The following is a 24,847-nucleotide window of genomic DNA, read 5'->3' on the forward strand; positions in this document are numbered from 1 at the left end:
GTACTCACGCCCGGCGCATGTACGCCTTCACCGCGAGCGGGGCGAAGATCGCGATCACCACGACCGAGCCGATCAACGACCAGGCCAGGTTGCTGCCGTAGCTGTTGCTGTTCATCAGCTCCTGGGCCGCGTTCACCATGTAGTAGACCGGGTTCACGTGGTTCAGGCCCTGCAACCAGCCGGGCATCTTGCTCACCGGAGCCAGCGCGCCGGACATGAAGGTCAGCGGGAACATGATCATCATCGAAATGCCTTGCACGCCGGAGGCGCTCTTGCCGGTGACGCCGACCAGCGCCCAGATCCAGCTGACCGCGAACGAGCACACGATGACCACCAGTCCGGCGGCCACGACGCCGACGAAACCGCCGCCGGGCCGGTAGCCGAGGCACAGGCCGACCACCACGGTGAGCACCGTGGCGAGGGTGTAGCGCACCATGTCGGCGATCAGCGCGCCGGCCAGCGCCGAGATGCGGGCGATCGGCAGGGATTTGAACCGGTCGAAGACGCCCTTGTCCATGTCCTCGCGCAACTGGGTGCCGGTGACCACCGAGGTCAGGATCACCGTCTGCACCAGGATGCCGGGGATGAGGGTCGGCAGGTAGTCGTGCACGGACCCGCCGATCGATCCGCCGAAGATGAAGGCGAACAACGCGGTGAACAGGATCGGCTGCACGGTGACGTCGAACAGCTGCTCCGGGTTGTGCTTGATCTTCAGCAGGCCGCGGTAGGCCATGGTGAACGAGGTCTCGATCGACCTGCGCAGGCTGATGTGATTGCTGACCTCGGGAATGTTGACGGGCGCGGCCCGGCGGGCGGGGGCGGGAGCGGTGATGGTGGTCATGCCGCGCTCCTTTCGGTGTCGGTGTCGTCGGCCGGGCGACCGGTGATGGTGAGGAAGACCTCGTCGAGGCTCGGCTTGCTGACGGTGATCTCGTCGATGCCGATCTGCCGCTCGCGCAGGCGGATCAGCAGATCGGCGGTCAGGCCCGCGTCCTGCAGCGGCGCGGTCAGCCGGCCGGCCTCCGGCGTGATCACGGCGTCGGCGGCCAGGAACTCGCTGACGATGCGGCGCGCCTCGTCGAGCTGATCCCGCTCGACCAGGGTCAGGTGCAGCGAGGAGCCGCCGACCGAGGCCTTGAGCTCGTCGGCGGTGCCGTCGGCGATCACCTTGCCGTGGTCGATCACCGCGATCCGGTCGGCGAGCTGATCGGCCTCGTCCAGGTACTGCGTGGTGAGCAGCACCGTGGCGCCCTCCCGGACCAGCCTGCGGATGGTCGCCCACATCTGGGCGCGGGTGCGCGGGTCCAGGCCGGTGGTCGGCTCGTCGAGGAACAGCAGCGGCGGGGTCGCGATCAGGCTGGCGGCCAGGTCGAGCCGGCGCCGCATGCCGCCGGAGAAGTTCTTGAGCGGCTTGGTCGCCGCCTCGGTCAGATCGAACTCCTCCAGCAGCTCGGCCGACTTGCGCCGGGCGTCGGTGCGGCTGAGCCCGAGCAGGCGGGAGAACAGGATCAGGTTCTCGGTGGCGGACAGATCCTCGTCGACCGAGGCGTACTGCCCGGTGACGCCGACCAGCGACCGTACGGCCGTCGGCTCGGCGACCACGTCGTGGCCGAAGATGCGGGCGCTGCCGCCGTCCAGGCGAAGCAGGGTGGCGAGCATCTTGATGGTCGTGGTCTTGCCCGCGCCGTTCGGTCCGAGCACGCCGTACACCGAGCCTTGCGGCACCGCCAGGCTCACACCATCGACGGCGCGCTGTTCCCCGAACACCTTGACCAGCCCGTCCGCCTCGACGGCGAGTGCTGAAGTGGGTGTGAAAGAAGTCATGGGTATGACTGTGCGGCACGCTTCTTGCACGGTCCTTGCACGACGATGACGCCGTCGCTGGCGGGCGTCAGCGGGTCGAGTCGGCGAGCAGGCTCTCCCGCAGCCGGGTGCGGTCGGGCTTGCCGGGGCCGCGCATGGGGATCTCGTCGACCAGGGTGAGTTCGCGCGGGGCGGCGATCGAATCCAGTTCGGCGATCACGTGTTCGCGCAGCTCGTCCAGGGTGGGGGTGGCGCCGGGGGCGGGGACCACCACGACCGCGACGCGCTGGCCGAGGCGTTCGTCGGGTAGGCCGAGCACCACGCATTCGCGGATGGCCGGGTGGTTCATCAGCACGGCCTCGACCACCTGCGGAATCACCAGCAGGCCGCCGGTCATGATGGCCTCGTCGAGCCGGCCGGTGATGCTCAGCCTGCCGTCGGCGAAGGTGCCCGCGTCCTCGGTGCGGAACCAGCCGGGCTCGGCGAAGGCGGGGTGGTCCGGCTGGCCGCGGTAGCCGGAGGCGATCATCGCGCCGCCGAGCAGCACCCGGCCGTCCTCGATGCGGATCCGCGTGCCGTCCAGCGGGACGCCGTCGTATACGCAGCCGCCGCAGGTCTCGCTCATGCCGTAGGTGCGAACGACGTTGATCCCGGCCGCTTTCGCGCGTTCGTAGATCGGTGGCGGGGTGGCCGCGCCGCCGACCAGGACGCCGTCCAGCTGGGCCAGCGCCGCCGCGGCGACGGGCGCGTCGAGCGCCTTGATCAGCTGGGTCGGCACCAGCGCGGTGTAGCGCCGCTCGCCGCGCATGCCGGACACGGCGCCGGCCAGCGCCTCGGGCAGGAAGCCGCCGGAGACGTCGAGAATGGTGGGCTGGGTGCCGGCCAGGATGCTGCGCAGCAGCACCTGAATGCCCGCGATGTGGTGCGTCGGCAGGGCGAGCAGCCAGCTGCCCGGGCCGCCGAGCCGGTCGTGCGTGGCGGTGCCGCTGGCCCGCAACGCGGCGGCGCTCAGCATCGCGCCCTTGGGCACGCCGGTGGTGCCGGAGGTGGTCACCACGAGGGCGACGTCGTCATCGATGGTCTCGCCGGGTGCGAGGGCGTCGCTGAGCCGCCGGGCCTCGCGCCGGTCGCTGGTCGGGATCGGCAGCCACGCGGGGCCGTTGCCCTCGAGCGCCTCGCGCAGATGCGGAAGTACCTCGCCCGCACCCGAGCCGGTCGGCATCGGCAGCGTGCGAAGGGTGCGACTCACGATTCCACCTCAGTGCCAACCCCCGCCGCCCGCGGAACAGTCACGACTCCACCTCGCCGTTCGGCCCCATCGTTCCCAGAGGCGCTGTGCCTACGGCTCGCCCACTGCGCTTGCTCACGGTAGCGATCGTGTCATGGCCGCGTCGCCGAACGCGGAACGGGTGGTCGGTTTGCCGGGGTGGCGCGAGACATGTGCGGCCACCCCCGGGAAATGGGGCTCAGGTACGCCAGGCATCGAGACTGCGATTCACTCGTCGGACGGGTTACGCACGGTGGCCTGGCCGGACATCGGCGGTCGGGGGCCATCCGAGCGCTATCGTCCTCGCCGCAGCGGCCCTTGGCAACTCGGCTCCGCCGCCCGACGGGCGGGGCGCCGCCGGTATCAGTCCTTCGACCTGCGTGTGTCCCGGCGGATCGGGTGATCGGCGGGCACTTCGACGACCACGATCGGCACCCCGTCCGGGTCACGCACCCACATCTCGATCAGCCCCCACGGCTCCCGCACCGGCGCCCGATCGATGACGATGCCCCGCAGGGCGAGCTCCGCCGCCGCGTCCGCCGCGTCGCGGACCTGGAGCCAGATGGCGCCGTCGAACACCGACGGTGTGTCCGATCCGCCGTGCGCGGCGACCTCGATCAGCGACTGTCCAGCGAAGAAAACGGTGCCGCCCGGATACTCCCGCGCGATGGCCAGGCCGAGCCCGTCGCGGTAGAAGCCGAGCGTCCGCTCGTAGTCGGCCGGGCGCAGAATGATCCGGCTGCTCAGCACGTCCATGTCAGAAATACCAGGGGTAGGGGGTCCAGTCGGGCTTGCGCTTCTCCAGGAACGAGTCGCGGCCCTCGACGGCCTCGTCGGTCATGTACGCCATCCTGGTCGCCTCGCCGGCGAACAGTTGCTGGCCCACCAGTCCGTCGTCGAGCAGGTTGAACGCGTACTTCAACATGCGTTGGGCCTGTGGGGATTTGCCGTTGATGTCGGCGGTCCACTCCAGCGCGACGTTCTCCAGTTCGGCGTGATCGACGACCTTGTTCACCGCGCCCATCTGGTGCATCTCCTCGGCGGTGTAGGGGCGGCCGAGGAAGAAGATCTCGCGGGCGAACTTCTGGCCCACCATCTTCGCCAGGTAGGCGCTGCCGTACCCGCCGTCGAAGCTGCCCACGTCGGCGTCGGTCTGCTTGAACCGGGCGTGCTCGCGGCTGGCCAGGGTGAGGTCGCAGACCACGTGCAGGCTGTGCCCGCCGCCCGCGGCCCAGCCGTTCACCAGCGCGATGACCACCTTCGGCATGAACCGGATCAGCCGCTGCACCTCGAGGATGTGCAGCCGGCCCGCGCGCGCCTGGTCGACGGTGTCCGCGGTGTCGCCGCTGGCGTACTGGTAGCCGTTGCGGCCGCGGATGCGCTGGTCGCCGCCGGAGCAGAAGGCCCAGCCGCCGTCCTTCGGGCTCGGTCCGTTGCCGGTGATCAGCACCGCGCCGACGTCCGAGGTCATCCGCGCGTGGTCCAGGGCCCGATAGAGTTCGTCGACCGTATGCGGGCGAAACGCATTGCGCACCTCGGGACGATCGAAAGCGACACGGACCGTGCCCTGTTCGATGTGCCGGTGGTAGGTGATGTCGGTCAGATTCTCGAACCCGGGGACGGGTCGCCACAACTTCGGATTGAACGTCACCCTGGTGATTATTGCCCTCGGCTCTCAGTCGGCTCGAGCTGCGTGCGAAAATCTGCCACTTGACGGTGTAAAATAACGGGTTACCGTGCATATATGAGTGATCGAGTGAAACCGGTTATCGACCGTAGCGCGGTGGATGAGTCCCGGTATGAACGGCACGGGGGATTTCCGAAGGCGTCCCGCGCGAAGATCGGGCCCCACTTCGGGCCGTTCGTCGAGGCCATGCGGACCCTGCAGGACCTCGCGGTATCCGTGGACGCGCCGGACGAGGTCTTCGGCGCCGCGCTCACTCAGGCCGAACAGCTCATCGCGCTGCTCGCGCCGCACCGCGCACCCGAACTCCAGGGCCCGGCCGGCCGGGCGGTCGAATTGCCCGGCCGCGGAAGCCTGTTGCTGCCGCCGTGGCAACTGGCCGAGGCGGGTCCGGACGGCATCCGGATGACCGGTGAGTTCCGCCGGTACCACCTCGGCGGCAATGGCGCGGTGCACGGCGGCGTGCTGCCGCTGCTGTTCGACGAACTGCTCGGGATGATCGTGCACTACGCCGGCCGGCCGATCAGCCGCACCGCTTTCCTACATGTGAACTACCGCAAGATCACTCCGCTGGAAACGCCGCTGACGGTGCGCGGTCGTGTCGATCGCATCGAGGGCCGAAAGACCTTGATCACCGGCGAATTGCTCGATGAGCAGGGCAATCTGCTCGCGGATTGTGAAGGATTGATGGTGCAATTGCTGCCCTGGCAGCCTTGAGCAGGTGAGTGCCGCGACCAGTCGCGCGGGGATGCGTATAGTTGCGCCTGCTCGTTCATCGAAACCTATTCCGGAGGACCTGAAAGTGGTTGCAGCACTGTCTGAATCCCTGCTCGACGACGCCAAGCGCCCGGCTTTCCTTGCCGATGCCGTCGAGGTTCTTGATGCCGAGGTCTCGGACAAGGGTGGTGCGTCCGGCCTGGCAGTGAAGGGTGGCTACGCGGCGGTCAAGAAGATCAGCCCGTCGATCGTGCCCGACGGCCTGGAGTCGTTGGCGCCCAAACTGGTTGCGCAGCTGGACCCGTTCTGGCAGGAATTCACCGCGGCGGGAGCGTCGGGCAAGTTCGGCGACCTGCTGGTCGCCAAGTCCGACGAGGTCGCCGAGGCGCTCCTGGCGGTCACCGACGCCCGCGCCGAAGCCTCCACCCGGCCCGCGCTGAAGAAGGTCTACTCGTCGATGCGTTCGTCGGCGAAGAAGAACGTCATCGAGGCGCTGCCGCGCGTCGGAGACCTGATTCAGAAGCACGCCAACTGAATTAACCTCGTGCACGTCGAACGCGTCGCACATCGACCGGCCGCTCGCGGCCGGGCTTTCCGATGTGCGGCGCGTTCTGCTGTCCGGCCGCCCCCGGTCGACCCGCCCGGTGTGAGCAGGGTGACGAAGACGCGGGGCGCACTGTCTGAGAGGCTGGAGGCGTGAACCCGTCTACAGCACAAGCGCAGGTCGTGGTGGACGAACTCGCGCGCGGCGGGGTGCGGGACGTCGTCCTGTGCCCCGGCTCGCGCAACGCCCCGCTGGCCTTCGCGCTGCAGGCCGCCGACGCCGCGGGGCGGATCCGGCTGCACATGCGCATCGACGAACGGACCGCGGGCTTCCTCGCCATCGGTTTGTCGGTGGCCAGCCGGCTGCCGGTGCCCGTCGTGATGACCTCGGGTACCGCGGTGGCCAATCTCGGCCCGGCCGTGCTGGAGGCGAACTACGCCCGCATTCCGCTGGTGGTGCTCAGCGCCAACCGGCCGTACGAGATGCTCGGCTCCGGCGCGAACCAGACGGTGGAACAGCTCGGGCTGTTCGGCAGCCAGGTCCGCGCGACCATCAGCCTCGGCCTGGCCGAGGAGGAGGCCGCGACCGCCGACTGCGCGGCCTACGGGCATCAGAACAGCCAGTGGCGCTCGGCCGTCTGCCGGGTCCTCGCGGCGGCCCGCGGCACCCGTTCCGGCAACGCGGGCCCGGTGCACTTCGACATCCCGCTGCGCGAACCGCTGGTGCCGAATCTCGCGCCAGGGGAACTCGCCCCGGCCGGACGCGCGGACGATCAGGCGTGGACCAAGACCCAGTACGCCACGCTGGACGTGCCGCTCGACCTCGATCTCACCCCCGACACCGTGGTGATCTCCGGGCACGGCGCCGGGCTGCGGCCGGAGCTGGCCGACCTGCCCACGGTCGCCGAACCGACCGCGCCGATGCACGGCCCCGCGCTGCATCCGCTCGCGCTGCCGCTGCTGAAGCCGCGCCAGGCGATCATCACCGGGCGACCGACGCTGCATCGTCAGGTGTCCAAAGTCCTTGCCGATCCGGCGGTTCGGGTCTATGCGCTGACCACCGGGCCGCGCTGGCCCGATGTCTCCGGCAACGTGCTCGGCACCGGAACCCGGGCGGTCACCTCCGGCGCGCCCCGGCCGGAGTGGCTGGCGTACTGCCGGGAGCTGAACGCGAAGGCGCAGCAGGTGGTGCGCGAGGAACTCGACGCCCACCCGAAGCCGACCGGCCTGCACGTGGCCGCGGTCGTGATGAACGCGCTGCGCGACGGCGATCAGCTGCTGCTCGGCGCGTCCAATCCGGTGCGGGACGCGGCCCTGGTCTCGCACCCGCGGCCGGGCATCCGGGTGCTGTCCAACCGCGGGGTCGCGGGGATCGACGGCACGGTGTCCACCGCGGTCGGGGCGGCGCTGCGGCACGAGGGCCGGACCGTCGCGCTGATCGGCGACCTGACCTTCCTGCACGACGCGTCCGGGCTGCTGATCGGCCCCGGCGAGCCGCGGCCCACCGACCTGACCATCGTGGTGGCCAACGACGACGGGGGCGGCATCTTCGAGCTGCTCGAGCAGGGCGATCCGCAGTACGCGGGCGTCTTCGAGCGGGTCTTCGGCACGCCGCACGGGATGGATCTGGCCGCGTTGTGCGCGGCCTATCGGATTCCGCACAAGCAGGTCGATCCCGCGCGGCTGGCCGTCGAGCTGGCCGGGAACGCGCACGGGACGCGGGTGCTCGAGGTGGCTACCGAGCGGTCCAGCCTGCGTGAGCTGCACGCCACGGTGCGCGCGAAGATCGCGCCCTGACAAGCGCTTTCGTCGAGCTCAGGCGTGGTCGGCCTCGTCGTCGAGGGGAACGGTGATCGATTGTTCGATCACATCTGCCGGATCGGCTTCCCAGGTCTGGGCGATGTCCGGGTCGTCCCGGTCGTCGGTGTACTCGTCGGCGCTCGGGTACGCGGGGATCGACTGCTCGGCGAGGTCGGCCTCCGGAACCGGGTACAGGTCGTCGGACGTGCTGCGATCGGTCATTGTGCGCTCCTCTCGGCAGTGGGCCTCGGTCCAGGGCGTACCCGCGCGGGCACGCCGTAATCAAGGCGGACAACGCTTCGGCACTTCGAGCATGCGCCTCGTCCGGTGCCGGAGCAACCCTGCCGGGCCTGGTTACTCGCCCGCGCGCGCCCCGTTTCCGTCGGCCGGGAATTCGACCAGCGCCAGCGTGCGGCCGGCCATGAATCGCGCGGTCCGCACGGGTGTCCCGGTTCGGGTCACCTCGGTCACCTCCACGACTCCGCGCGCGATGCGCACCTCGACTCGCCGCCCGGCTCGGGTAGCGACCACTTCGTAATTGCGAGACCCGTCGCCGAAGTCGACGACGATCTCCACTCGATCACCCTTCATCTACCAATTGTCCTCTTTTCCAGCGCTTTTCGCTGTCACGACTTGGTCGCGGCGCGGTCGCGCGGGCGGCGTCGGGCGACGGTGGCCGGGCGGTGGATTCGCTCGGGGGGCGCGGGCCCGGCTTCGATCCGGGCGGGCACCGATGAATCCCGTCGCACTGCGTCGTCTGTATCACCAGACGTCCAGCGCGCCCCCAGGAGTACCGATGAATCAGGATTTCGATTTCGAACCGGCCGCCACCGCACTCGAGACGGTGGTCTGCCGCATCGCCGACGATCAGCTCGGCGCGCACTCGCCGTGCGCCGACACCACCGTGCGCGACCTGCTCGCGCACGTGCTCGACCTGACCGAGGCGTTCCGGCAGGCCGCGACCAAGGAGGCGGTCGGCGGGTCGGTCGCGCCGTCCATCGGGGCGGAGCGCGCGCTGGCCGGCGATTGGCGCACGCGCATTCCCGCGCAGCTGAAGGCGCTCGTCGAGGCCTGGCGCGAGCCGGGCGCGTGGGCCGGGGTGACCGAGGCGGGCGGGGTCAGCGAGGCGGCGCCGGTGATGGCCAGGATCGCGTTGGACGAACTGGTGGTGCACGGCTGGGACCTGGCCAAGGCGACCGGGCAGCCGTTCAGCGCGACCGCGGACGATCTCGCCACGCTGCTCGACATGCTCGACGGGGTGCCGCCGGAGGGGACTCCCGGGCTGTTCGGTCCGGTGGTTCCGGTGCCGGCCGAGGCGTCCGCGCTCGAGCGCGTGCTCGCGCTCACCGGACGCAGCGCCGACTGGAGCGCGTAGGCGAGCGGGCCTGCGCGCCGGCGCACCCGGAATCGGCGGCGAATTCCGGTGCGGGACATCAGGAGGCGTGCGTCGATGCCGCGGTGGCGAACGTGCCCGCGGTGACGGCGTCGACGGCGGCGCGGGCGGCCGCGGTCGCGGCGTGGTCGTCGATCGGGTCGCCGCTGGCCAGCAGGCGGTAGTACAGCGGGGCGGACACGGCCGACAGGACGGCGCGCGCATCGGTGCCGGGCGGCGCCTCGCCGCGTTCGATGGCGCGCTCGACGCAGGGCGACCATTCGGTGAGCCGGACGTCGTAGAACCGGCGCAGCGCCGTCGCGGCTGCCTCGTCGCAGGTGGCGGCGGCGATGACGGCCTGAAAAAGCCTGCCCTGCCGTGGATCGGTCAGCGTTTTCGCGACCAGGCGGGCATTGGCGGTGAGGTCGCCGAGCAGCGATCCGGTGTCGGCATGCGCCACGGACTGCTCGGCCATGTCGACCAGCAGATCGGTGACCAGGCCGGTCGGCGTGCGCCAGCGCCGGTAGACGGTGGTCTTGCCGACCTCGGCGGCGGCGGCGACCTCGGCGAGGTCCAAATGCGCGAAGCCGCGCTCGGCAAGCAGATCACCTGCGACCCGCAGCACGGCCTCGCGGACGCGAGCCGTGCGTCCACCTGGGCGAACCGAACCCGGCGCGGCGTCATCTTCAGTCATAATGGGTCTCCGGTTTCATTTAGTGTCGATAGGGTGTACCGTTCGACGGGTTAACGGAACTATAGACCCTTTAGGAGTCACGATGGACTACCGGCGGCTCGGCGCATCAGGTCTGCTCGTCCCGGCCCTCAGCTTCGGCGCGGGCACGTTTGGCGGGCGCGGCGAACTGTTCAGCGCCTGGGGCGATACCGATGCCGGGCAGGCGCGGCGGTTGGTCGACATCAGCCTGGAGGCGGGCGTCACCATGTTCGACACGGCCGACGTCTACTCCGACGGCGCCTCGGAGGAGGTGCTCGGCGCGGCCATCAAGGGCCGCCGCGATCAACTGCTCCTCTCCACCAAGGCTTCGCTGCCCACCGGACCCGGTCCGGCGCAGGCCGGTTCCGGGCGGGCGCGGCTGATCACCGCGGTCGAGGCCGCGCTGCGCCGGCTCGGCACCGACTACATCGACCTGTTCCAGCTGCACGTCTTCGACGCGGGCACCCCCGTCGAGGAAGTCGTTGCCGCACTGGACGATCTGGTCCGCGCAGGCAAGATCCGCTACCTCGGCGCGTCCAACTTCGCCGGCTGGCAGCTGATGAAATCCCTTGCCGCGGCGGACAAGCACGGCCTGACCCGCTACGTCGCCCACCAGGTGTACTACTCCCTGGTCGGCCGCGACTACGAATGGGAGCTGATGCCGCTCGGCCGGGATCAGGGCGTCGGCGCCGTGGTCTGGAGTCCCCTCGGCTGGGGCCGCCTCACCGGCAAAATCCGTCGCGGCCAACCCATTCCCGCAGGCAGCCGCCTGCACCGAACCGCCGAGGCGGGCCCGCCGGTCGACGACGACAAGCTCTACGACGTGGTCGACGTCCTGGACGACCTGGCCGCCGAAACCGGCAAAACCGTCCCCCAGATCGCCCTCAACTGGCTCCTGCGCCGACCCACCGTCGCGACCGTCATCGTCGGCGCCCGCGACGAGACCCAGCTCCGGCAAAACCTCGGCGCCATCGGCTGGGAACTGACCTCCGACCAGATAGCCCGCCTCGACAAGGCCAGCGCCACCACCCCGCCCTACCCCTACTACCCGTACTACCGCCTCCCCGACTTCACCCGCCTCAATCCCCCTGCGGTGTAAGCGGTGTCGGGTCACGAAGCATGGAACCTCCTGCGTAGCAGGGTCAATCCTCGGCAGCCGAGGTGACGGTAAATCCGGTCCGGCCGATCGTGATGGCACACGGTCGGCCGACCCGCCCCAGTTCGTCCAGAGCCTCGACCAGATGCGTCGACATCAACGTCATCCACCAATCCCAAGGCCCTTCCGGCGCGATTCCCCGCTCGGCCTCATCCGCGATCCGCCGGTAGTACTCCAGGATCTCGTCCTCGGTGAACCTGATCTCTACCGCCGGTTCCACCGCAACCTCGCGCCGCCTGACGATCCGCAACACCCCGTCGGCACCCGCAGTCACCTCCACCCCCCAATCCCGCCCAGCCCGAATCACGGAATCGGCCAGTTCCCCGCTCGTCGGCTCGGTCATCGGCACCCACCTCCCGGATAGGCCGTCAGGATAGTTCCGTCGCCGCCGACAATGATGGTTGGCTGAATGGTCTTGGCGATTTGTCCGGTCACATGGTTGACGAGATAGATCTGACCGGAATAGCAGGTCTTGCTGCCGCCTGCGGGCCCGCTCTGATCCGGTGCGTCGAGTGACTTGGCGATCGCCAGATCAGCGATGTCGCGCCAGTTCCGATTCTCGATGGCCCCCAACGCTTCCCATTCGGTTTGATGGCGTTGCTGGATGTGTCGGTAGCCCCAGTTGTCGGTGCCGCACTGCAACCGCGCCTTGCTGTAGGTCGCAACTACTTTGGTCTCGGATTTCGTTCGCTCATTGGGTTTGATGCGGTCGGCGGTGCAACGGTTCCAAGGTGTGACTGCGGTCACTTCAGTAGACGTCGCGGACGTAGCGTTTCTGGGTGATGAGGTGTTTGCGGAAGGCGTGGGCGGCGGGTTCGTCGAGGTTGCCGTGGACGCGGGCGATGCGGAGGAGGGCGTCGTCCACGTCCTTGGCCATTCTGGTCGCGTCGCCGCAGATGTAGAGGTGGGCGCCGTCGGCGAGCCAGGACCAGAGTTCGGCGCCGTGCTCGATCATGCGGTGCTGCACGTAGATCCGTTCGCGCTGGTCGCGGGAGAAGGCCAGGTCCAGGCGGGTGAGGAAGCCGGAGCGGAACATGTCCTCTAGTTCGGTGCGGTAGTAGAAGTTCCGGGCGGCGTGCTGTTCGCCGAAGAACAGCCAGTTGCGGCCGGTGCAGCCGAGTTCCCGGCGTTCCTGCAGGAAGCCGCGGAACGGGGCGATGCCGGTGCCGGGGCCGACCATGATCATCGGGGCGGCCGGGTCGGCGGGCGGCCGGAAGTGCGGGGCGCGGTGCAGGAAGATCGGCACGGAGCCGGGGTCGGCGCCCGCGCGGTCGGCCAGGAAGGTCGAGCAGACCCCGCCGCGCCGGGCGGCCGAGCCGGTGGCGGCGGGATCGCCGTAGCGCACGATGCCGACGGTCAGCTGCACCTCGTCGGGGCTGACCAGCGGGCTGGAGGAGATCGAATATTGGCGCGGCTGTAGCTTTTTCAGCGTGCCGAGCCAGTCCACCAGGTCGGCGCGCACCGGGAAATCGCGCAGCACGTCGACGGCTTGGCGGTCCCACAGGTAGTGGTCGAGCTCGTTGCGGTTGTTCTGCCGCAACAGTTTCGCCAGCCGGACGTTCGCATTGCGTTCGGCGACAAAGCCGAGCAGGTCGTTGCTCACCTTGCTGATGTCGTAGTGCGTGCGCAGCGCCTCGGCCAGCGGCAGTTCCCGATCGTCGACCTCGATGATCCGCCGGCCGTCGAGGCCGGTGGCGGCCAGCCATTCGTCCACCAGCATCGGGTCGTTGGTCGGCCAGACGCCGAGGGAATCGCCGACCTCGTAATCGGCTTCGAGCCCGCGCAGGTCGAAGCCGAACTGCCGCACCTCTTTCGCGGATCCGGCGCGGGTGAGCGCTTCGTTGCGCACCAGCGGCGCCGGCACCGGCGCCTGCCGGGTGAACGGCGCGATCTCCCGCCGGGTCCGTCCCGGCGCGGGGGCGGCGGCCCTGGCGAGCACCGCCGTCAGCGTGCTGCCCCGGGTGCGAGCCGTCCGGTCCGGCGGCGCGGGTCTCGGATCATCCTCCGGCACAACGCCTTCCATCGACTCGCCGAGCACGCCCACGATCGAGTCGAGCCAGCGTTCGGCGGGCTCCTGAAAATCGGGTTCGCTGTCGACCCGCGCGAGCAGCCGCGTGGCACCGTATTCGGCGAGCTTCTCGTCCAATCTGCGGCCGTGCCCGCAGAAGTCGTCGTAGGCGGAGTCGCCCAGCGCGAACACCGCGTAGCGCACGCCGGTGAGCCGAATCGCGGTGCCGTCGAGCCGGTTCCAGAAGTCGGCGCCGTTGTCCGGCGGCCCGCCGTCGCCGAAGGTGCTGCTGATCACAAGCACGTCCCCGGCCAGCGCGTCCACCGCACACGAATCCATGTCGAGCAGCCGTGGCGCGAAACCACATTCGGCCAGCCGCGCGCCGACCGTCGCGGCGAGTTCCGCCGCGGACCCGGTCTGTGACGCCCACAGCACGGTCACCGGGTGCGCGGGCGCGACGTCGGCCGCGGCCCGGGAGTACATCCCCGCGAGCACGCCGTCGACCCACAACCTGCTCTGCGCGGACATCGGCGCGGCGGCGGGCAGCACCGGCAGCCCGGTCACCGGAATCGCCTGTAGCGCGGCGAGATACCCGCTGAGGTAGATCCGTTCGGTCTCGGTGAGCGTCGGTGTCGCGGCCGCGTCCAACCCGAACGCGGCGGCCAGCGGATGCGCGGCCGCCATCGAGGGCGTCGGCACGGCGGGCGAGCGCGGCGCATCGGTCTCCGGCACGGCCACCCGGCGCAGCGACACCGCGCACGCCTTGAACTCCGGCTGCAAGGAGGCCGGATCGACCGCGTCATGGGTGACCGCGTTGATCGTCAGATACTCACCGTGCTCGTCGTTCCAATGGAACGGCGCGAAGCAATCACCCGGCCGCACCCGATCGCTGATCTGCACCGGCAGCACGGCCCGCCCACGCCGCGAGGCGATCTCGAGCTGATCACCCACCCGCAGCCCGAGCCGTTCGGCGTCGGCCGGATGCACCTCGACGAACGGCTGTCCGTTCAGCTTGTTCAGCTTGTCGATCTTGCCGGTCTTGGTCATGGTGTGCCATTGATGCTGCAACCGGCCGGTATTGAGCAGGAACGGGAAATCGTCGTCGGGCATTTCCGCCGGCGGCAGGTGCGGGCGCGGCCAGAACACGGCCCGCCGGCTCGGCGTGGCGAACGCCAGCCGCGGCCGGTGACCGTCCGCGTCGACGTGCAACTGCTGGCTGACCCCGTCGTTGACGTACCTAATCGGATTACGCGGGCGCGCAGCGTCCGGGCAAGGCCACTGCATCGGCCCTTCCCGCAGCCGCTCGAAATCCATGCCGCGCAGGTCATATCCGGTGGCCGGATTGGCGAACCGCTTGATCTCGGCGAAAACCTCGGCGCTGGAGGCGAACTCGAACCCAGCGAAGCCCATCGCGGTCGCGACCTGCGCGATCAGCTGCCAATCCGGGCGAGCGTCACCCACCGGATCGACCGAGCGCTGCAACAACGTGACGTTGCGCTCCGAATTCACCATCACCGCATCGGCTTCGGCCCACAGCGTGGCGGGCAGCAGCAGATCGGCATACGCATTGGTGGCGGTCTCGAGGTAGGCGTCCTGGGCGATCACCAGCTCGGCGGCCTCCAGCCCGTCCAGTACCGTCTTGCGATTGGCCACGCTGGCAACGGGATTCGTGCAGATGATCCAGGCGGCCTTGATCTTGCCCGCGGCCAGTTCGCGGAACATCTCGATGGTGCCCGGCCCCACCTCGTCGCGCACGGTCCCCGGCGTGAGCCCCCAGGCGGTCTCGACGAACGTGCGGTCGGCGGGGGAGAGCACGCTGCGCTGGCCGGGCAGTCCGGGCCCCATGTAGCCCATCTCCCGCCCGCCCATCGCATTCGGCTGCCCGGTCAGCGAGAACGGCCCGCTGCCCGGACGGCTGATCGCGCCGGTGGCCAGGTGCAGATTGCAGATCGCGTTGGTGTTCCAGGTGCCGTGGGTGGACTGATTGAGCCCCATCGTCCACAGCGACATCCACTCGCCCGCCTCGCCGATCCACTGTGCGGCCGTGCGGATATCGGCTTCGGCGAGTCCGGTGAGCGCGGCGACCCGCGCGGGCGGATAGTCGGCGAGGAACTCGACCATCCCGTCCCAGCCCTCGGTGTGCTCGGCGATGAAATCCCGGTCGATGTCACCGTTTTCGACAAGCAGGTGCAGCAGGCCGTTCAGCAGCGCCAGATCGGTGCCCGGCGCGATGTGCAGGAACAGGTCCGCACGCGTCGCGGTGTCGGTGCGCCGCGGATCGACGACGATCAGCCTGGCGCCTGCCTTGAGCCGATCGGCCATGCGCAGGTACAGGATCGGATGGCAGTCGGCCAGGTTGGCGCCGATCACGAAGAACAGATCGGCGTGCTCGAAGTCGTCGTAGGAGCCGGGCGGCCCGTCCGCGCCGAGTGACTGCTTGTATCCGGTGCCCGCACTCGCCATGCACAGCCGCGAGTTGGCCTCGATGTGCACGGTCCGCAGATAGCCCTTGGCCAGCTTGGTGGCCAGGTATTGCGCCTCGAGCGACAGCTGCCCGGAGACGTACAGCGCGATCGCGTCGGGTCCGTGCTCGTCCAGGATCGCGCGCAACCGATCGGCCGCCTCGCGCACCGCGTCGTCGACCGGCACCGGTATCGGTTCCCGACCGCGCTCGGGTCGCCGGTACGCGGTCGCCATCCGGCCGGGCGTGCGCATCAGTTCCAGGTGGGTGGCGCCCTTGGTGCACAGCCTGCCCGCGTTCGCCGGATGCAGCTTGTCCCCGCTGACCTTGGCGATGACCGGCGCTCCGTCGGCGCCCGCCCGGGTCTGCACCGTGATGCCGCACCCGACGCCACAGTACGAGCATGCCGTCCGCGCGGTGCCGACCGCGGTTTTCGTGCCTGCGTCCACCATGCTCCCGATCATGGCCATCGCCGATTGCGGCGGCTTTACCGCGCGTTATCGATAGGTGACAATGACCCTCACCAGCGGAAAAGCTGTCGGTGAGGTGCGCTGCGGAGCGCTGCTCAGCCGAGCTTGTACGCCCGGTGCAGCGCGACGATCCCGCCGGTCAGATTACGCCACTTCACCGACGACCACCCGGTGTCGGCGATCCGCAGTGCCAGCTGGCGCTGATTCGGCCAGGCCCGAATCGATTCGGCCAGATAGACGTACGCGTCCGGATTGCTGCTGACCGCCCGCGCCACCTTGGGCAGCGCCTTCATCAGGTACTCCATGTACACCGTGCGGAAACCCGGCACGATCGGGGTGGAGAACTCGGCGATGACCAGCCGCCCGCCCGGCTTGGTGACGCGCAGCATCTCGCGCAGCGCGGCGTCGGGATCGGCGACATTGCGCAGGCCGTAGGAGATGGTCACCGCGTCGAACGACTCGTCGACGAACGGCAGCGCCATCGCGTCCGCCGCCACCATCGGCACCTTCCGGTGCTTACCGGCGGCCAGCATGCCCTGGGAGAAGTCGGCGGCCAGGCACCAGGCGCCGGACTTCGCCAGGTCGACCGTGGACACCCCGGTGCCCGCCGCGAGGTCGAGCACCCGCTCGCCCGGCCGCGGCGCGAGCGCCTTGCGCACCGCCCAGCGCCAGTAGCGATCCTGGCCACCGGAGATCACCGTGTTGGTCAGGTCGTACCGGCGTGCGACACCGTCGAACATGGTCGCGACCTCGTGCGGCTGCTTGTCCAACGAAGCCCTGGTCGTTTCTGTTTTCGCCACGCTTGACCCTAACGCTCGCGGTATGCCGTGCCGAGTCAGGTGCGGGGAATTCCCGGTCACATTCGAGCGCGGGCGGACGCGCCCCTCATGCGGTATGCGGTAACCGCATTCGGGTGCCGGTCACGTCGGCGTAGTGCCCCATCAGCTCGGTGCAGATCGCCGGCCAGGTGCGGTGCAGCACCGATTTGCGTGCGGCTCCGGCGAATCGGGCGCGCAGCACCGGATCGTGCAATGCCGCAACGGCACTCGGCAGCAGTTCGGCGAAGCGGTCGACCGGGAGCAGATATCCGTTGCGGCAGTGCGCGATCAGGTCGCGCGGGCCGCCCGCGTCCGGCCCGATCACCGGGATGCCGGAGGCGAGCGCCTCCTGCACGCCCTGGCAGAAGGTCTCGTGCTCGCCCGCGTGCACCATCACGTCCAGGCTGGCATACGCCGCGGCCAGGGTGTCGCCGCCGAGTTCGCCGGTGAAGACCGCGGTCGGCATCATGCGCGCGAGCCGATCCCGCTCCGGCCCGTCGCCGACGATCACCAGCTGGATGTCCGGATCGCCGTCGAGCACCGCGAGCCGCTCGACGTGCTTCTCCGGCGCGAGCCGCCCGACGAAGCCGACCACCAGCTTGTCCTCGGCCCGCCAGGCGTCCCGCAGGTCGGCGCGGCGCGCGGCCGGGTTGAACCGGGCGATGTCCACGCCACGACCCCACCGGTGCACCCGCGGAATGCCGTGCTGGGCCAGGTCTTCGGCGGCCGCGGTGGAGGGGGCCAGCGTCCTGGTCGCGCCCTCGTGGATGCGCCGGGTCCAGGCCCAGGCGGCCCGGCTGGCCAGTGCGAGCCCGTAACTCTTGGCGAACCCGGCGACATCGGTCTGATAGATCGCCACCGTCGGCAGGTCCAGCCGCATCGCCGCCCCGAGACCACCGGCGCCGAGCAGGAACGGCGAGGCCAGATGCACCACGTCCGCGTCGAAGTTCTCGATCGCCGCGACGATGCCCGGCTGCGGCAACCCCACCGGCAGCGAACTGATCTTCGGCACCATCACCGCTGGCACCCGGTGCACCCGGAACCGCTCGTGCCAGCGCGCGGCCGGCGGCAGTCCGCGCGGGGTGTCCGGCGCGATGATCAACGCGTCGTGGCCGTGCCGGTCCAGGTGTTCGACCACCCGCAGCACGGAGTTGACGACGCCGTTCATATTCGGCAGAAACGACTCCGCAACGATCGCTACACGCACCCGTTCAGGGTGCCGCCCGCAGCGCGCCGAGTCGCCACACGAGCGTGAAGGACACCTAAAGATCGAGCGAACACCTCGGGCCGGGCGGCGTCGCTCAGCTCGATGCCTGCCTGCGCCGGCTGAGCCGGGCCAGCAGGTACAGGGTCGGCAGCGCGATCAGCCACACCACGACGATCACCGACAACGCGGGCGGAATGGCAACGCGCACATCGCGTCCCTCCACCCGCACCAGATCGGGATCCGCGCGGTTGTACTCGACCCGGATGCGCTCACCCGCGGTGAGATTGGTCGGGTACAGCACGCCGACCTTCGGGTTGTGCGTCTCCCCGTCCGGGGTGACGTACATGACCGCCGAGCGCAGCCGCCCGGCCGAGAGCACCTCGGCGCTGGTCACGCCCTTGTCCGAGCTGATCAGGTAGTCGTTGCGCCAGGCGGCGAAGACCAGCAGCACGACCAGCACACTGATCACCGTCGCAGCCGTGAGCACGCCGATTCTGGCCCGCCGCAGGCGGATAGACCGCCGATCAGACTGCGTGGTTTCCAACACCGCAACAAGCCTACTGACCGTCTCGGCTACGGTGTCGCGCATGTCCCGAAAATTCAGCTTCACCGTGCCTTATGCCGTCCCGGTCGAAGATCTTCACCGGGCACTTACCGACGACAGGGTCTGGCAGGCGCGTTTCGCCGACGCCGAGACCGCAACCCTGGACCTTTCGCACCCCGAGGGCGAAGGCACCATCCGCATCCATATGACCGAAAAAGCCTCGGAAGACAAGATTCCCAGCGTGGTGAGCAAGGTGCTCAAGAGCCAGCTCACGCTCGCCCGCACGGACAACTGGCAGCCCCTGGTCGGCGAGGTCGCCAAGGGCACCTTCGCGGGCGAGACCACCGGCATCAGCACCGAGATGTCGGGCACCTACGAGATGCGCTCGACCGCGGAGGGCTCCGAGATCGAGGTGGTCGGCACCGTGCAGGTCAAGGTGCCGGTGGTGGGCGTCGCCATCGAGCCGCTGGCCGAGCAGCTGCATCACCGGGTGCTCAACAGCGAGCGCACGTTCGTCGAGGAGTGGGTCGCCGCGCAGGCGACTGCCTGATCCCCGTCCCGCCCCGTCGTTCCGGTGTCCGCCGGAGCGACGGGGGCCTCGGCTAGGCGAAATCCGCGAGGTCGCGCGCCCGCCGCGGATGCGGCAGCAAGGACAACGCGGGCAGTCCACCTGCTGGTTGTCCGCCCATGGCCGGTCACCTGTTCCTCGCTCGGTAAGGCCGGTGCCAGCGTACCGCCCGGGTGGGCGAAACCGCAGGTCCGAGGCGTCAGGCGAAGGGCGCGAGCTGGTCGGTGCGCATCGATATCCGCCCGGCGGCCCGCCAGGCCCGCGCGGTCAGGTCGACGTCCTCGTCGGTGACCAGGTTGCCCATCACCCGAACCGCCGTGCGCTGCAAGTACTTCGACCGCATCACCGGCGGCCCGCCGATCGGCACCATCCGCGGATGGGTGGCCAGCGCGGCGATCCGCCTGGCCACCGAGAAGGTGCGGCCGTATTTCGCGCGCAACAGCTCGGGCCAGACGCGGGTGAGATCCGGCTCGTCGAGGAGTTCGGCGAGCATGTGCCCACCCTCCAGGCCGTAGTCGATGCCCTCGCCGTTCAGCGGGTTCACGCAGCCCGCGGCATCGCCGACCAGCACCCAGTTGCGTCCCGCCACGTTCGACACCGCGCCGCCCATCGGCAGCAGCGCCGAGGCCACCGCGCGCAGCGAGCCCTCGAACTCCCACTCGTCGAACCGCAGCTTCGTGTAGTGCTCGAGCAGCGGCTTGAGCGCGATGTGCGACGGGCGCTGCTCCGTGGCCAGCGAGCCGACCCCGATATTGACCTCGCCATTGCCGAGCGGGAACACCCAGCCGTAGCCGGGGACCAGCTCGCCGTCGGCGTTGCGCAGTTCCAGATGCGAGGTGATCCACTGATCGTCGCTGCGGCCGGACCTGATGTAGGCGCGGGCGGCCGTGCCGTAGGCGTACTGCCGGTGCCAGGTGCGGCCGAGCAGCCTGCCGACCGGCGAGCGCACCCCGTCGGCGACGATCAGCGTCGCGCATTCGATGGTGTGGCTTCCGGCCGATGTCCGCACGATCACACCGGTGATCCGATCACCCGCGCGGGTGACATCGACCACCTTGGCGCCGTCGATCATCCGCGCGCCGGACTTCATCGCGGTCTCGCGCAGCTTGTCGTCGAGTTCGGTTCGCGGGACGGCACTTCCATAGGTCGGGAAGGAACCGGCGGGCCACGGCAGCAGCGCCTCCCGGCCGAAGCCGGTCATCCGCAGGCCGTGGTTGACCGTGTGCGCGCGCAGCCAGTCGCCGAGCCCGAGGTGTTCCAGCTCGGCCGTCGCGCGCGGGGTCAGCCCATCGCCGCAGGTCTTGTCCCTGGGGAAGACGGCGGAGTCGAGCAGCACCACATCGCGGCCCGCCCGCGCGGCCCAGGCCGCGGACGCCGAACCGGCCGGGCCCGCGCCGACGACCAGCACCTCGGCCCTGGCGGGCAGCGCGTCCCCGACCGCGGGGGTGACATCCGGAGAACCCATGCGCTCAATACTTGCAGGGCAATCTTGTTCGTGTCGACGGCGGGCGACGCGGGCGCGCCGAGGCACGCGGGCGACGGCGTGCAAAAGTGTCTGATACACCGCATAGTGATGGTGTTCATGGGCCATCGGCTGGGGACACGCTAGGTTCTCTATCGTGGGGTCGGACGGATCGGTGGGAGAAGAAATGAGCACATCGGCTGTGAAGGACGAGAGCACGGTGGTGGCCGGGGTCGACCTCGTCGACGCCGAACTCGCGGCGACCGTGCGCAACGGCCTGGAAGAGGTCGAAAAGCTCCTGGTCACCGAGCTGTCCGACGGGGAGGAATTCCTGCAGGAGGCGGCGCTGCACCTGGCCAAGGCCGGCGGCAAGCGGTTCCGTCCGCTGTTCACCATTCTCACCGGCCAGCTCGGCCCGAACCCGACCGATCCCGCGCTGATCACCGCGGGCACCGTGGTCGAACTCGTGCACCTGGCGACGCTGTACCACGACGACGTGATGGACGAGGCGACCATGCGCCGCGGCGCCCCGAGCGTGAATTCGCGCTGGGGCAACAACATCGCGATCCTGGCCGGGGACTACCTGTTCGCGCATGCCTCCCGGCTCACCTCCACCCTCGGCCCGGACGCCGTGCGGATCATCGCCGAAACCTTCGCCGAGCTGGTCACCGGCCAGATGCGCGAGACCATGGGCGCGCGCGAATCCCAGGACCCGGTCGAGCATTACCTGCGCGTGGTCTGGGAGAAGACCGGCTCGCTGATCGCCGCGTCCGGCCGCTTCGGCGGCACCTTCTCCGGCGCGGACACCGAGCACGTCGAGCGGCTGGCCCGGCTCGGCGACGCGGTCGGCACCGCCTTCCAGATCTCCGACGACATCATCGACATCTCCTCGGCCGCCGAGCAGTCCGGCAAGACCCCCGGCACCGACCTGCGCGAGGGCGTGCACACGCTGCCGGTGCTGTACGCGCTGCGCGAGGACGGCGCCGAGGGCGATCGCCTGCGCAAGCTGCTCGCGCACCCGCTGCAGACCGACGCGGAGGTGGAGGAGGCGCTCGACCTGCTCGCCCGCTCCCGCGGCATGGTGCTGGCCAAGGAGAAGCTGCAGGGCTTCGCCGACATCGCCTACGCCGAGCTGTCGAACCTGCCCGCGGGCCCGGCCAACGACGCCCTCGAGCACCTCGTGCGCTACACAATCGAGCGTGTCGGCTGAGTTGAGCAGGAACTTTGGTTCGTGCTCCTATCGTTGACCTGTTGTCAACACTCATCGATCGGGGAGTGGGCAAAGGAGACGTATGCACGGGCACGGGTATGCGAACGGGCTCAAGACGTTCGGTTTGATGGTCGGCCTGTCGGCGCTGATCGTGGCCGCGGGCGCGTTGTTCCGCAGCCCGACGATCCTGATCATCGCCATCGTGCTGGCCGTCGGCATGAACGCGTACGCGTACTTCAACAGCGACAAACTCGCGTTGAAGGCCATGCACGCGCAGCCGGTGAGCGAGCTGGAGGCGCCGGTGATCTACCGGATCGTGCGCGAACTGGCGACCACCGCCCGCCAGCCCATGCCGCGGCTCTACATCAGCCCGACCACCGCGCCCAACGCGTTCGCCACCGGCCGCAATCCCCGGCACGCCGCGGTCTGCTGTACCAGCGGCATCCTGCAGATTCTCGACGAACGAGAGCTACGCGCGGTGCTCGGCCATGAGCTATCGCACGTCTACAACCGCGACATCCTGATCTCCTCGGTGGCCGGCGCGCTGGCCGCGGTCATCTCCGGTCTGGCCAACCTCGCCTACTTCGCCTCCGCGTTCGGCGGCAACCGCAACGGCGAGGGCCCGAACATCCTCGGCGTGCTGCTCATCTCGCTGCTCGGCCCGATCGCCGCCAGCCTGATCAAGCTGGCCGTCTCCCGGTCCCGCGAATTCCAGGCGGACCAGTCCGGCGCCGAACTCACCGGCGACCCGCTGGCCCTCGCCTCGGCCCTGCGCAAGCTGGAGCGCGGCGTGCAAGCCGCCCCCTTGCCCCCTGAGCCGCAATTGACCGCTCAGTCACACCTGATGATCGCCAACCCGTTTCGCGCGGGGGAGCGCGCCGCCCGCTGGTTCTCCACCCATCCGCCGATGGCCGAGCGCATCGCCAGGCTGGAGGAAATGGCCGGCGGGCGAAGGGACTACTGAGCGTCCTCGCCCGCCAACTCCGCCTCGAACGCGCGGAAGGTGTCGACGAACAGCCTGCGCTGTTCGGGCGTCAGCGGTTCGAGCACCCTGCGCCACGCGCGGGCGCTGCCGCCGAGCCATTCGTTGACCGAATCCGTATGTGCCGCAGCGATTCCCACGAACGTGCGGCGACGATCCCGGTCGTCCGCGGTGCGTTCGAGCAACCCGCTGCGACTGAGTTCGCCGACCATCAGGCTCACCGTCGTCGGTGCCACCTCCAGCCGTGCGGCGAGGTCGTTCACCGTCTTCGGACCCTCGAAGACCAGGATCGCCAGCAGCGACAGGTGCCGGGGCGCGAGCGAGAACTCCCGGAGCTCGTCCGGAACCCGTAATCGCTTGGCGCGCCCGACCACCCGCGGCATGAGCAGCAGCAGGCTGCGGATCCCCTCGTCGACGCCGAGCCCGGCCCGCTGCTGTTCGGACGACATCGCCGGAACTCGCGAGCCCGCTATCGGTAGTTGACGAACTGCAGGGCGATGCCGAAATCCTCGCCCTTCAGCAGCGAGATGACGGCCTGCAGGTCGTCGCGCTTCTTGCTGCTCACCCGCAGTTCCTCACCCTGGATCTGCGCCTTCACGCCCTTGGGGCCCTCGTCGCGGATCTTCTTGGTGATCTTCTTCGCGTGCTCGGTGTCGATGCCCTGCACCAGCGTTCCGGTGATCTTGTAGGTCTTGCCGGAGGCCACCGGCTCGCCGGCGTCGAACGCCTTGAGCGAGATGTCGCGGCGAATCAGCTTCTCCTTGAACACGTCCAGCGCCGCCTTGACCCGCTCCTCGGCCTCGGCGGTCAGCACGATCTTGTCCTCGCCGGACCACTCGATGGACGCGCCGGTATTGCGGAAGTCGTACCGGGTGGTCAGCTCCTTCTCCGCCTGATGCAGCGCGTTGTCGACCTCCTGACGTTCGACCTTGCTGACGACATCGAATGACGAATCGGCCACACTTCGCTCCTGTCCTGGCGGTCCAACTGCTCGCTCGACCGGTTGATCGGTCACCGTTAGTTGTACCCCGGAGGGCGACGGTAGTCCCGCCGCATGGCCGATGGCCAGCCGGTTTGCATTCAGGGTGGAGGTGCGATGTATTCTGCTTTCCGCACTCAGTGCACGGCAGATTGCCCGAGCGGCCAATGGGAGCGGACTGTAAATCCGTCGGCGAAAGCCTACGTAGGTTCGAATCCTACATCTGCCACCGAAAGCCCCCGTGGATCGAAGTTCCGATCCGCGGGGGTTTTTCGTTGCGGGCCGCCGATCCTCGGCCGCGGTGCGCGCCATGGGCCGGATCGCTCGCGGAAAAAGGCTTCTGACCACCCGGTTTGGAGCTCTGACCGTTAGGTGTGTAACCTCGTTCAAGACTTCGCCGCGCCGGGGTCGGATGTTCGGAGCCTGGTGCGAAAGTAGTCATGCCCCCTTAGCTCAGTCGGCAGAGCGTTTCCATGGTAAGGAAAAGGTCAACGGTTCGATTCCGTTAGGGGGCTCGCCGGATTGCCGGTGGTGACCGACTCGGCATCGCATATAGTTCCCACTCTGGTGGGACTAGCTCCCACTCGTGGGGCCGGGCGCGGCACTACAGCAATGCGACCCCGTGGCGGTGTAGCTCAGTCGGTAGAGCAAACGACTCATAATCGTTGTGTCGCCGGTTCAAGTCCGGCCATCGCTACCAAAACCGATCAGACCAACTGGTTGACCCGAAAGAAGGAATATCGTGGCCGCGAAGTCCACCGATGTCCGGCCAAAGATCACCTTGGCCTGCGAAGAGTGCAAGCACCGCAACTACATCACCAAGAAGAACCGGCGCAACGACCCGGATCGGCTGGAACTGAAGAAGTTCTGCCCGAACTGCGGCACGCACCGGGGACACAAAGAATCCCGCTAGTCCGCCACGCGTGATGCTGCCGCGTGGATCGGCGTCGAGAGCCTGACCGCTCTCGGCAATCTGGATCGTGACAGTGCGAGGGCCGGACGGTTGTCCGGCCCTGACGCATTTCCACGGTTGAGTGCGGTAGTAGACGCTCCGCCGACTCCGGGCCTCGGGGTCAGATAGGTA

General features: G+C 69.2%; 26 protein-coding genes and 3 tRNA genes. 12 read left to right on the forward strand and 17 right to left on the reverse strand.

All coding sequences use genetic code 11. From position 1 onward, the window contains the following. Positions 1-4: 4 nt before the first annotated feature. The 5 genes from ACFQ9K_RS20490 to ACFQ9K_RS20510 form a co-directional block, all read right to left on the reverse strand. Complete coding sequence (locus tag ACFQ9K_RS20490) at positions 5-841, reverse strand: ABC transporter permease (RefSeq protein ID WP_378720636.1); 837 nt, start codon at positions 839-841, stop codon at positions 5-7. Then, positions 838-1,824, reverse strand: a complete 987-nt coding sequence (locus ACFQ9K_RS20495; protein ID WP_378720637.1) for an ATP-binding cassette domain-containing protein — start codon at positions 1,822-1,824, stop codon at positions 838-840. Before ACFQ9K_RS20495 ends, ACFQ9K_RS20490 begins: the two co-directional genes overlap by 4 nt. Positions 1,825-1,891: 67 nt before the next feature. Next, positions 1,892-3,025 carry an o-succinylbenzoate--CoA ligase gene (menE, locus tag ACFQ9K_RS20500; RefSeq protein WP_378720660.1) on the reverse strand — a complete coding sequence of 378 codons (1,134 nt, stop codon included), beginning with the start codon at positions 3,023-3,025 and terminating at the stop codon, positions 1,892-1,894. A 408-nt stretch (positions 3,026-3,433) separates the two neighbouring features. After that, positions 3,434-3,826: a VOC family protein gene (locus ACFQ9K_RS20505; protein ID WP_378720638.1), complete on the reverse strand. Its 393-nt coding sequence runs from the start codon at positions 3,824-3,826 to the stop codon at positions 3,434-3,436. Between the two features lies 1 nt (position 3,827). Next, positions 3,828-4,721: a 1,4-dihydroxy-2-naphthoyl-CoA synthase gene (locus tag ACFQ9K_RS20510; protein ID WP_378720639.1), complete on the reverse strand. Its 894-nt coding sequence runs from the start codon at positions 4,719-4,721 to the stop codon at positions 3,828-3,830. Between the two features lie 93 nt (positions 4,722-4,814). On the opposite strand from ACFQ9K_RS20510, the gene ACFQ9K_RS20515 reads away from it, so the two are divergent. The 3 genes from ACFQ9K_RS20515 (at position 4,815) to menD (ending at position 7,811) form a co-directional block, all read left to right on the forward strand. Then, entirely contained in the window at positions 4,815-5,471 is a 657-nt protein-coding gene (locus ACFQ9K_RS20515) for a PaaI family thioesterase (protein WP_378720640.1), read from the forward strand. Positions 5,472-5,556: 85 nt separating this feature from the next. Continuing rightward, positions 5,557-6,006, forward strand: a complete 450-nt coding sequence (locus ACFQ9K_RS20520; protein ID WP_378720661.1) for a DUF6918 family protein — start codon at positions 5,557-5,559, stop codon at positions 6,004-6,006. Positions 6,007-6,167: 161 nt separating this feature from the next. Continuing rightward, entirely contained in the window at positions 6,168-7,811 is a 1,644-nt protein-coding gene (gene menD, locus ACFQ9K_RS20525) for a 2-succinyl-5-enolpyruvyl-6-hydroxy-3-cyclohexene-1-carboxylic-acid synthase (protein ID WP_378720641.1), read from the forward strand. A gap of 18 nt (positions 7,812-7,829) precedes the next feature. Here menD and ACFQ9K_RS20530 read toward each other — a convergent pair whose 3' ends face one another. Both ACFQ9K_RS20530 and ACFQ9K_RS20535 read right to left on the reverse strand, forming a co-directional pair. Further along, positions 7,830-8,036, reverse strand: a complete 207-nt coding sequence (locus ACFQ9K_RS20530; protein WP_378720642.1) for a hypothetical protein — start codon at positions 8,034-8,036, stop codon at positions 7,830-7,832. A 132-nt stretch (positions 8,037-8,168) separates the two neighbouring features. After that, positions 8,169-8,405, reverse strand: a complete 237-nt coding sequence (locus tag ACFQ9K_RS20535; protein WP_150399775.1) for a hypothetical protein — start codon at positions 8,403-8,405, stop codon at positions 8,169-8,171. Positions 8,406-8,610: 205 nt separating this feature from the next. Between ACFQ9K_RS20535 and ACFQ9K_RS20540 the strand changes: the two genes are divergently transcribed. Further along, complete coding sequence (locus tag ACFQ9K_RS20540) at positions 8,611-9,189, forward strand: TIGR03086 family metal-binding protein (RefSeq protein WP_378720643.1); 579 nt, start codon at positions 8,611-8,613, stop codon at positions 9,187-9,189. Positions 9,190-9,247: 58 nt separating this feature from the next. Here the strand turns inward: ACFQ9K_RS20540 and ACFQ9K_RS20545 are convergent, their stop codons facing one another. Further along, the gene (locus tag ACFQ9K_RS20545) at positions 9,248-9,880 is read right to left on the reverse strand and encodes a TetR-like C-terminal domain-containing protein (RefSeq protein WP_378720644.1); all 633 of its coding nucleotides are present in this window, start codon (positions 9,878-9,880) and stop codon (positions 9,248-9,250) included. 82 nt (positions 9,881-9,962) lie between these two features. Here ACFQ9K_RS20545 and ACFQ9K_RS20550 point away from each other — a divergent pair, with 82 nt between their 5' ends. Next, entirely contained in the window at positions 9,963-10,997 is a 1,035-nt protein-coding gene (locus ACFQ9K_RS20550; protein WP_378720645.1) for an aldo/keto reductase, read from the forward strand. 43 nt (positions 10,998-11,040) lie between these two features. Here ACFQ9K_RS20550 and ACFQ9K_RS20555 read toward each other — a convergent pair whose 3' ends face one another. The 6 genes from ACFQ9K_RS20555 to ACFQ9K_RS20580 form a co-directional block, all read right to left on the reverse strand. Then, a complete protein-coding gene (locus ACFQ9K_RS20555; RefSeq protein ID WP_378720646.1) occupies positions 11,041-11,397 on the reverse strand; it encodes a hypothetical protein in 357 nt (118 codons plus the stop codon). After that, positions 11,394-11,801, reverse strand: coding sequence for a hypothetical protein (locus ACFQ9K_RS20560; RefSeq protein WP_378720647.1), 408 nt, complete (start codon positions 11,799-11,801; stop codon positions 11,394-11,396). The genes ACFQ9K_RS20555 and ACFQ9K_RS20560 overlap by 4 nt, the downstream gene beginning before the upstream one ends. A gap of 1 nt (position 11,802) precedes the next feature. Beyond that, positions 11,803-15,975, reverse strand: coding sequence for a molybdopterin-dependent oxidoreductase (locus ACFQ9K_RS20565; protein ID WP_378983430.1), 4,173 nt, complete (start codon positions 15,973-15,975; stop codon positions 11,803-11,805). Between the two features lie 113 nt (positions 15,976-16,088). Further along, on the reverse strand, positions 16,089-16,793 hold the full coding sequence (locus ACFQ9K_RS20570; RefSeq protein ID WP_364723478.1) for a demethylmenaquinone methyltransferase: 705 nt from the start codon (positions 16,791-16,793) through the stop codon (positions 16,089-16,091). A gap of 85 nt (positions 16,794-16,878) precedes the next feature. Beyond that, the gene (locus tag ACFQ9K_RS20575) at positions 16,879-18,018 is read right to left on the reverse strand and encodes a glycosyltransferase family 4 protein (protein ID WP_378720649.1); all 1,140 of its coding nucleotides are present in this window, start codon (positions 18,016-18,018) and stop codon (positions 16,879-16,881) included. Between the two features lie 94 nt (positions 18,019-18,112). After that, positions 18,113-18,565 (reverse strand): DUF3592 domain-containing protein, encoded by a 453-nt coding sequence (locus tag ACFQ9K_RS20580; protein WP_378720650.1) that lies wholly within the window; start codon positions 18,563-18,565, stop codon positions 18,113-18,115. On the opposite strand from ACFQ9K_RS20580, the gene ACFQ9K_RS20585 reads away from it, so the two are divergent. Beyond that, positions 18,498-19,112: a DUF2505 domain-containing protein gene (locus ACFQ9K_RS20585; RefSeq protein ID WP_378720651.1), complete on the forward strand. Its 615-nt coding sequence runs from the start codon at positions 18,498-18,500 to the stop codon at positions 19,110-19,112. The genes ACFQ9K_RS20580 and ACFQ9K_RS20585 overlap by 68 nt on opposite strands. 217 nt (positions 19,113-19,329) lie before the next feature. Here the strand turns inward: ACFQ9K_RS20585 and ACFQ9K_RS20590 are convergent, their stop codons facing one another. Then, positions 19,330-20,595, reverse strand: a complete 1,266-nt coding sequence (locus ACFQ9K_RS20590) for a geranylgeranyl reductase family protein (protein ID WP_378720652.1) — start codon at positions 20,593-20,595, stop codon at positions 19,330-19,332. Between the two features lie 184 nt (positions 20,596-20,779). Here ACFQ9K_RS20590 and ACFQ9K_RS20595 point away from each other — a divergent pair, with 184 nt between their 5' ends. Next, complete coding sequence (locus ACFQ9K_RS20595) at positions 20,780-21,802, forward strand: polyprenyl synthetase family protein (protein ID WP_378720653.1); 1,023 nt, start codon at positions 20,780-20,782, stop codon at positions 21,800-21,802. Between the two features lie 82 nt (positions 21,803-21,884). Continuing rightward, positions 21,885-22,766: a zinc metalloprotease HtpX gene (gene htpX / locus ACFQ9K_RS20600; protein ID WP_378720654.1), complete on the forward strand. Its 882-nt coding sequence runs from the start codon at positions 21,885-21,887 to the stop codon at positions 22,764-22,766. Here the strand turns inward: htpX and ACFQ9K_RS20605 are convergent. Then, positions 22,760-23,233, reverse strand: coding sequence for a MarR family winged helix-turn-helix transcriptional regulator (locus tag ACFQ9K_RS20605; RefSeq protein WP_378720655.1), 474 nt, complete (start codon positions 23,231-23,233; stop codon positions 22,760-22,762). The two genes, htpX and ACFQ9K_RS20605, sit on opposite strands and share 7 nt — an antisense overlap. Before the next feature lie 20 nt (positions 23,234-23,253). After that, positions 23,254-23,745, reverse strand: a complete 492-nt coding sequence (locus ACFQ9K_RS20610; RefSeq protein WP_378720656.1) for a YajQ family cyclic di-GMP-binding protein — start codon at positions 23,743-23,745, stop codon at positions 23,254-23,256. A 164-nt stretch (positions 23,746-23,909) separates the two neighbouring features. Here ACFQ9K_RS20610 and ACFQ9K_RS20615 point away from each other — a divergent pair. The 4 genes from ACFQ9K_RS20615 to rpmG all read left to right on the forward strand — a co-directional run bounded on the left by ACFQ9K_RS20615 (position 23,910) and on the right by rpmG (position 24,676). Next, positions 23,910-23,992, forward strand: a tRNA-Tyr gene (locus tag ACFQ9K_RS20615). A gap of 213 nt (positions 23,993-24,205) precedes the next feature. Next, positions 24,206-24,278: transfer RNA gene (locus tag ACFQ9K_RS20620), tRNA-Thr, on the forward strand. Positions 24,279-24,387: 109 nt separating this feature from the next. After that, positions 24,388-24,463: transfer RNA gene (locus ACFQ9K_RS20625), tRNA-Met, on the forward strand. A 42-nt stretch (positions 24,464-24,505) separates the two neighbouring features. Then, a complete protein-coding gene (gene rpmG / locus ACFQ9K_RS20630; RefSeq protein ID WP_150399758.1) occupies positions 24,506-24,676 on the forward strand; it encodes a 50S ribosomal protein L33 in 171 nt (56 codons plus the stop codon). Positions 24,677-24,847: the final 171 nt, after the last annotated feature.

The sequence above is a fragment of the Nocardia sp. NPDC056564 genome (genome assembly GCF_042793755.1).
In the GTDB taxonomy this organism is placed as follows: Bacteria; Actinomycetota; Actinomycetes; order Mycobacteriales; family Mycobacteriaceae; genus Nocardia.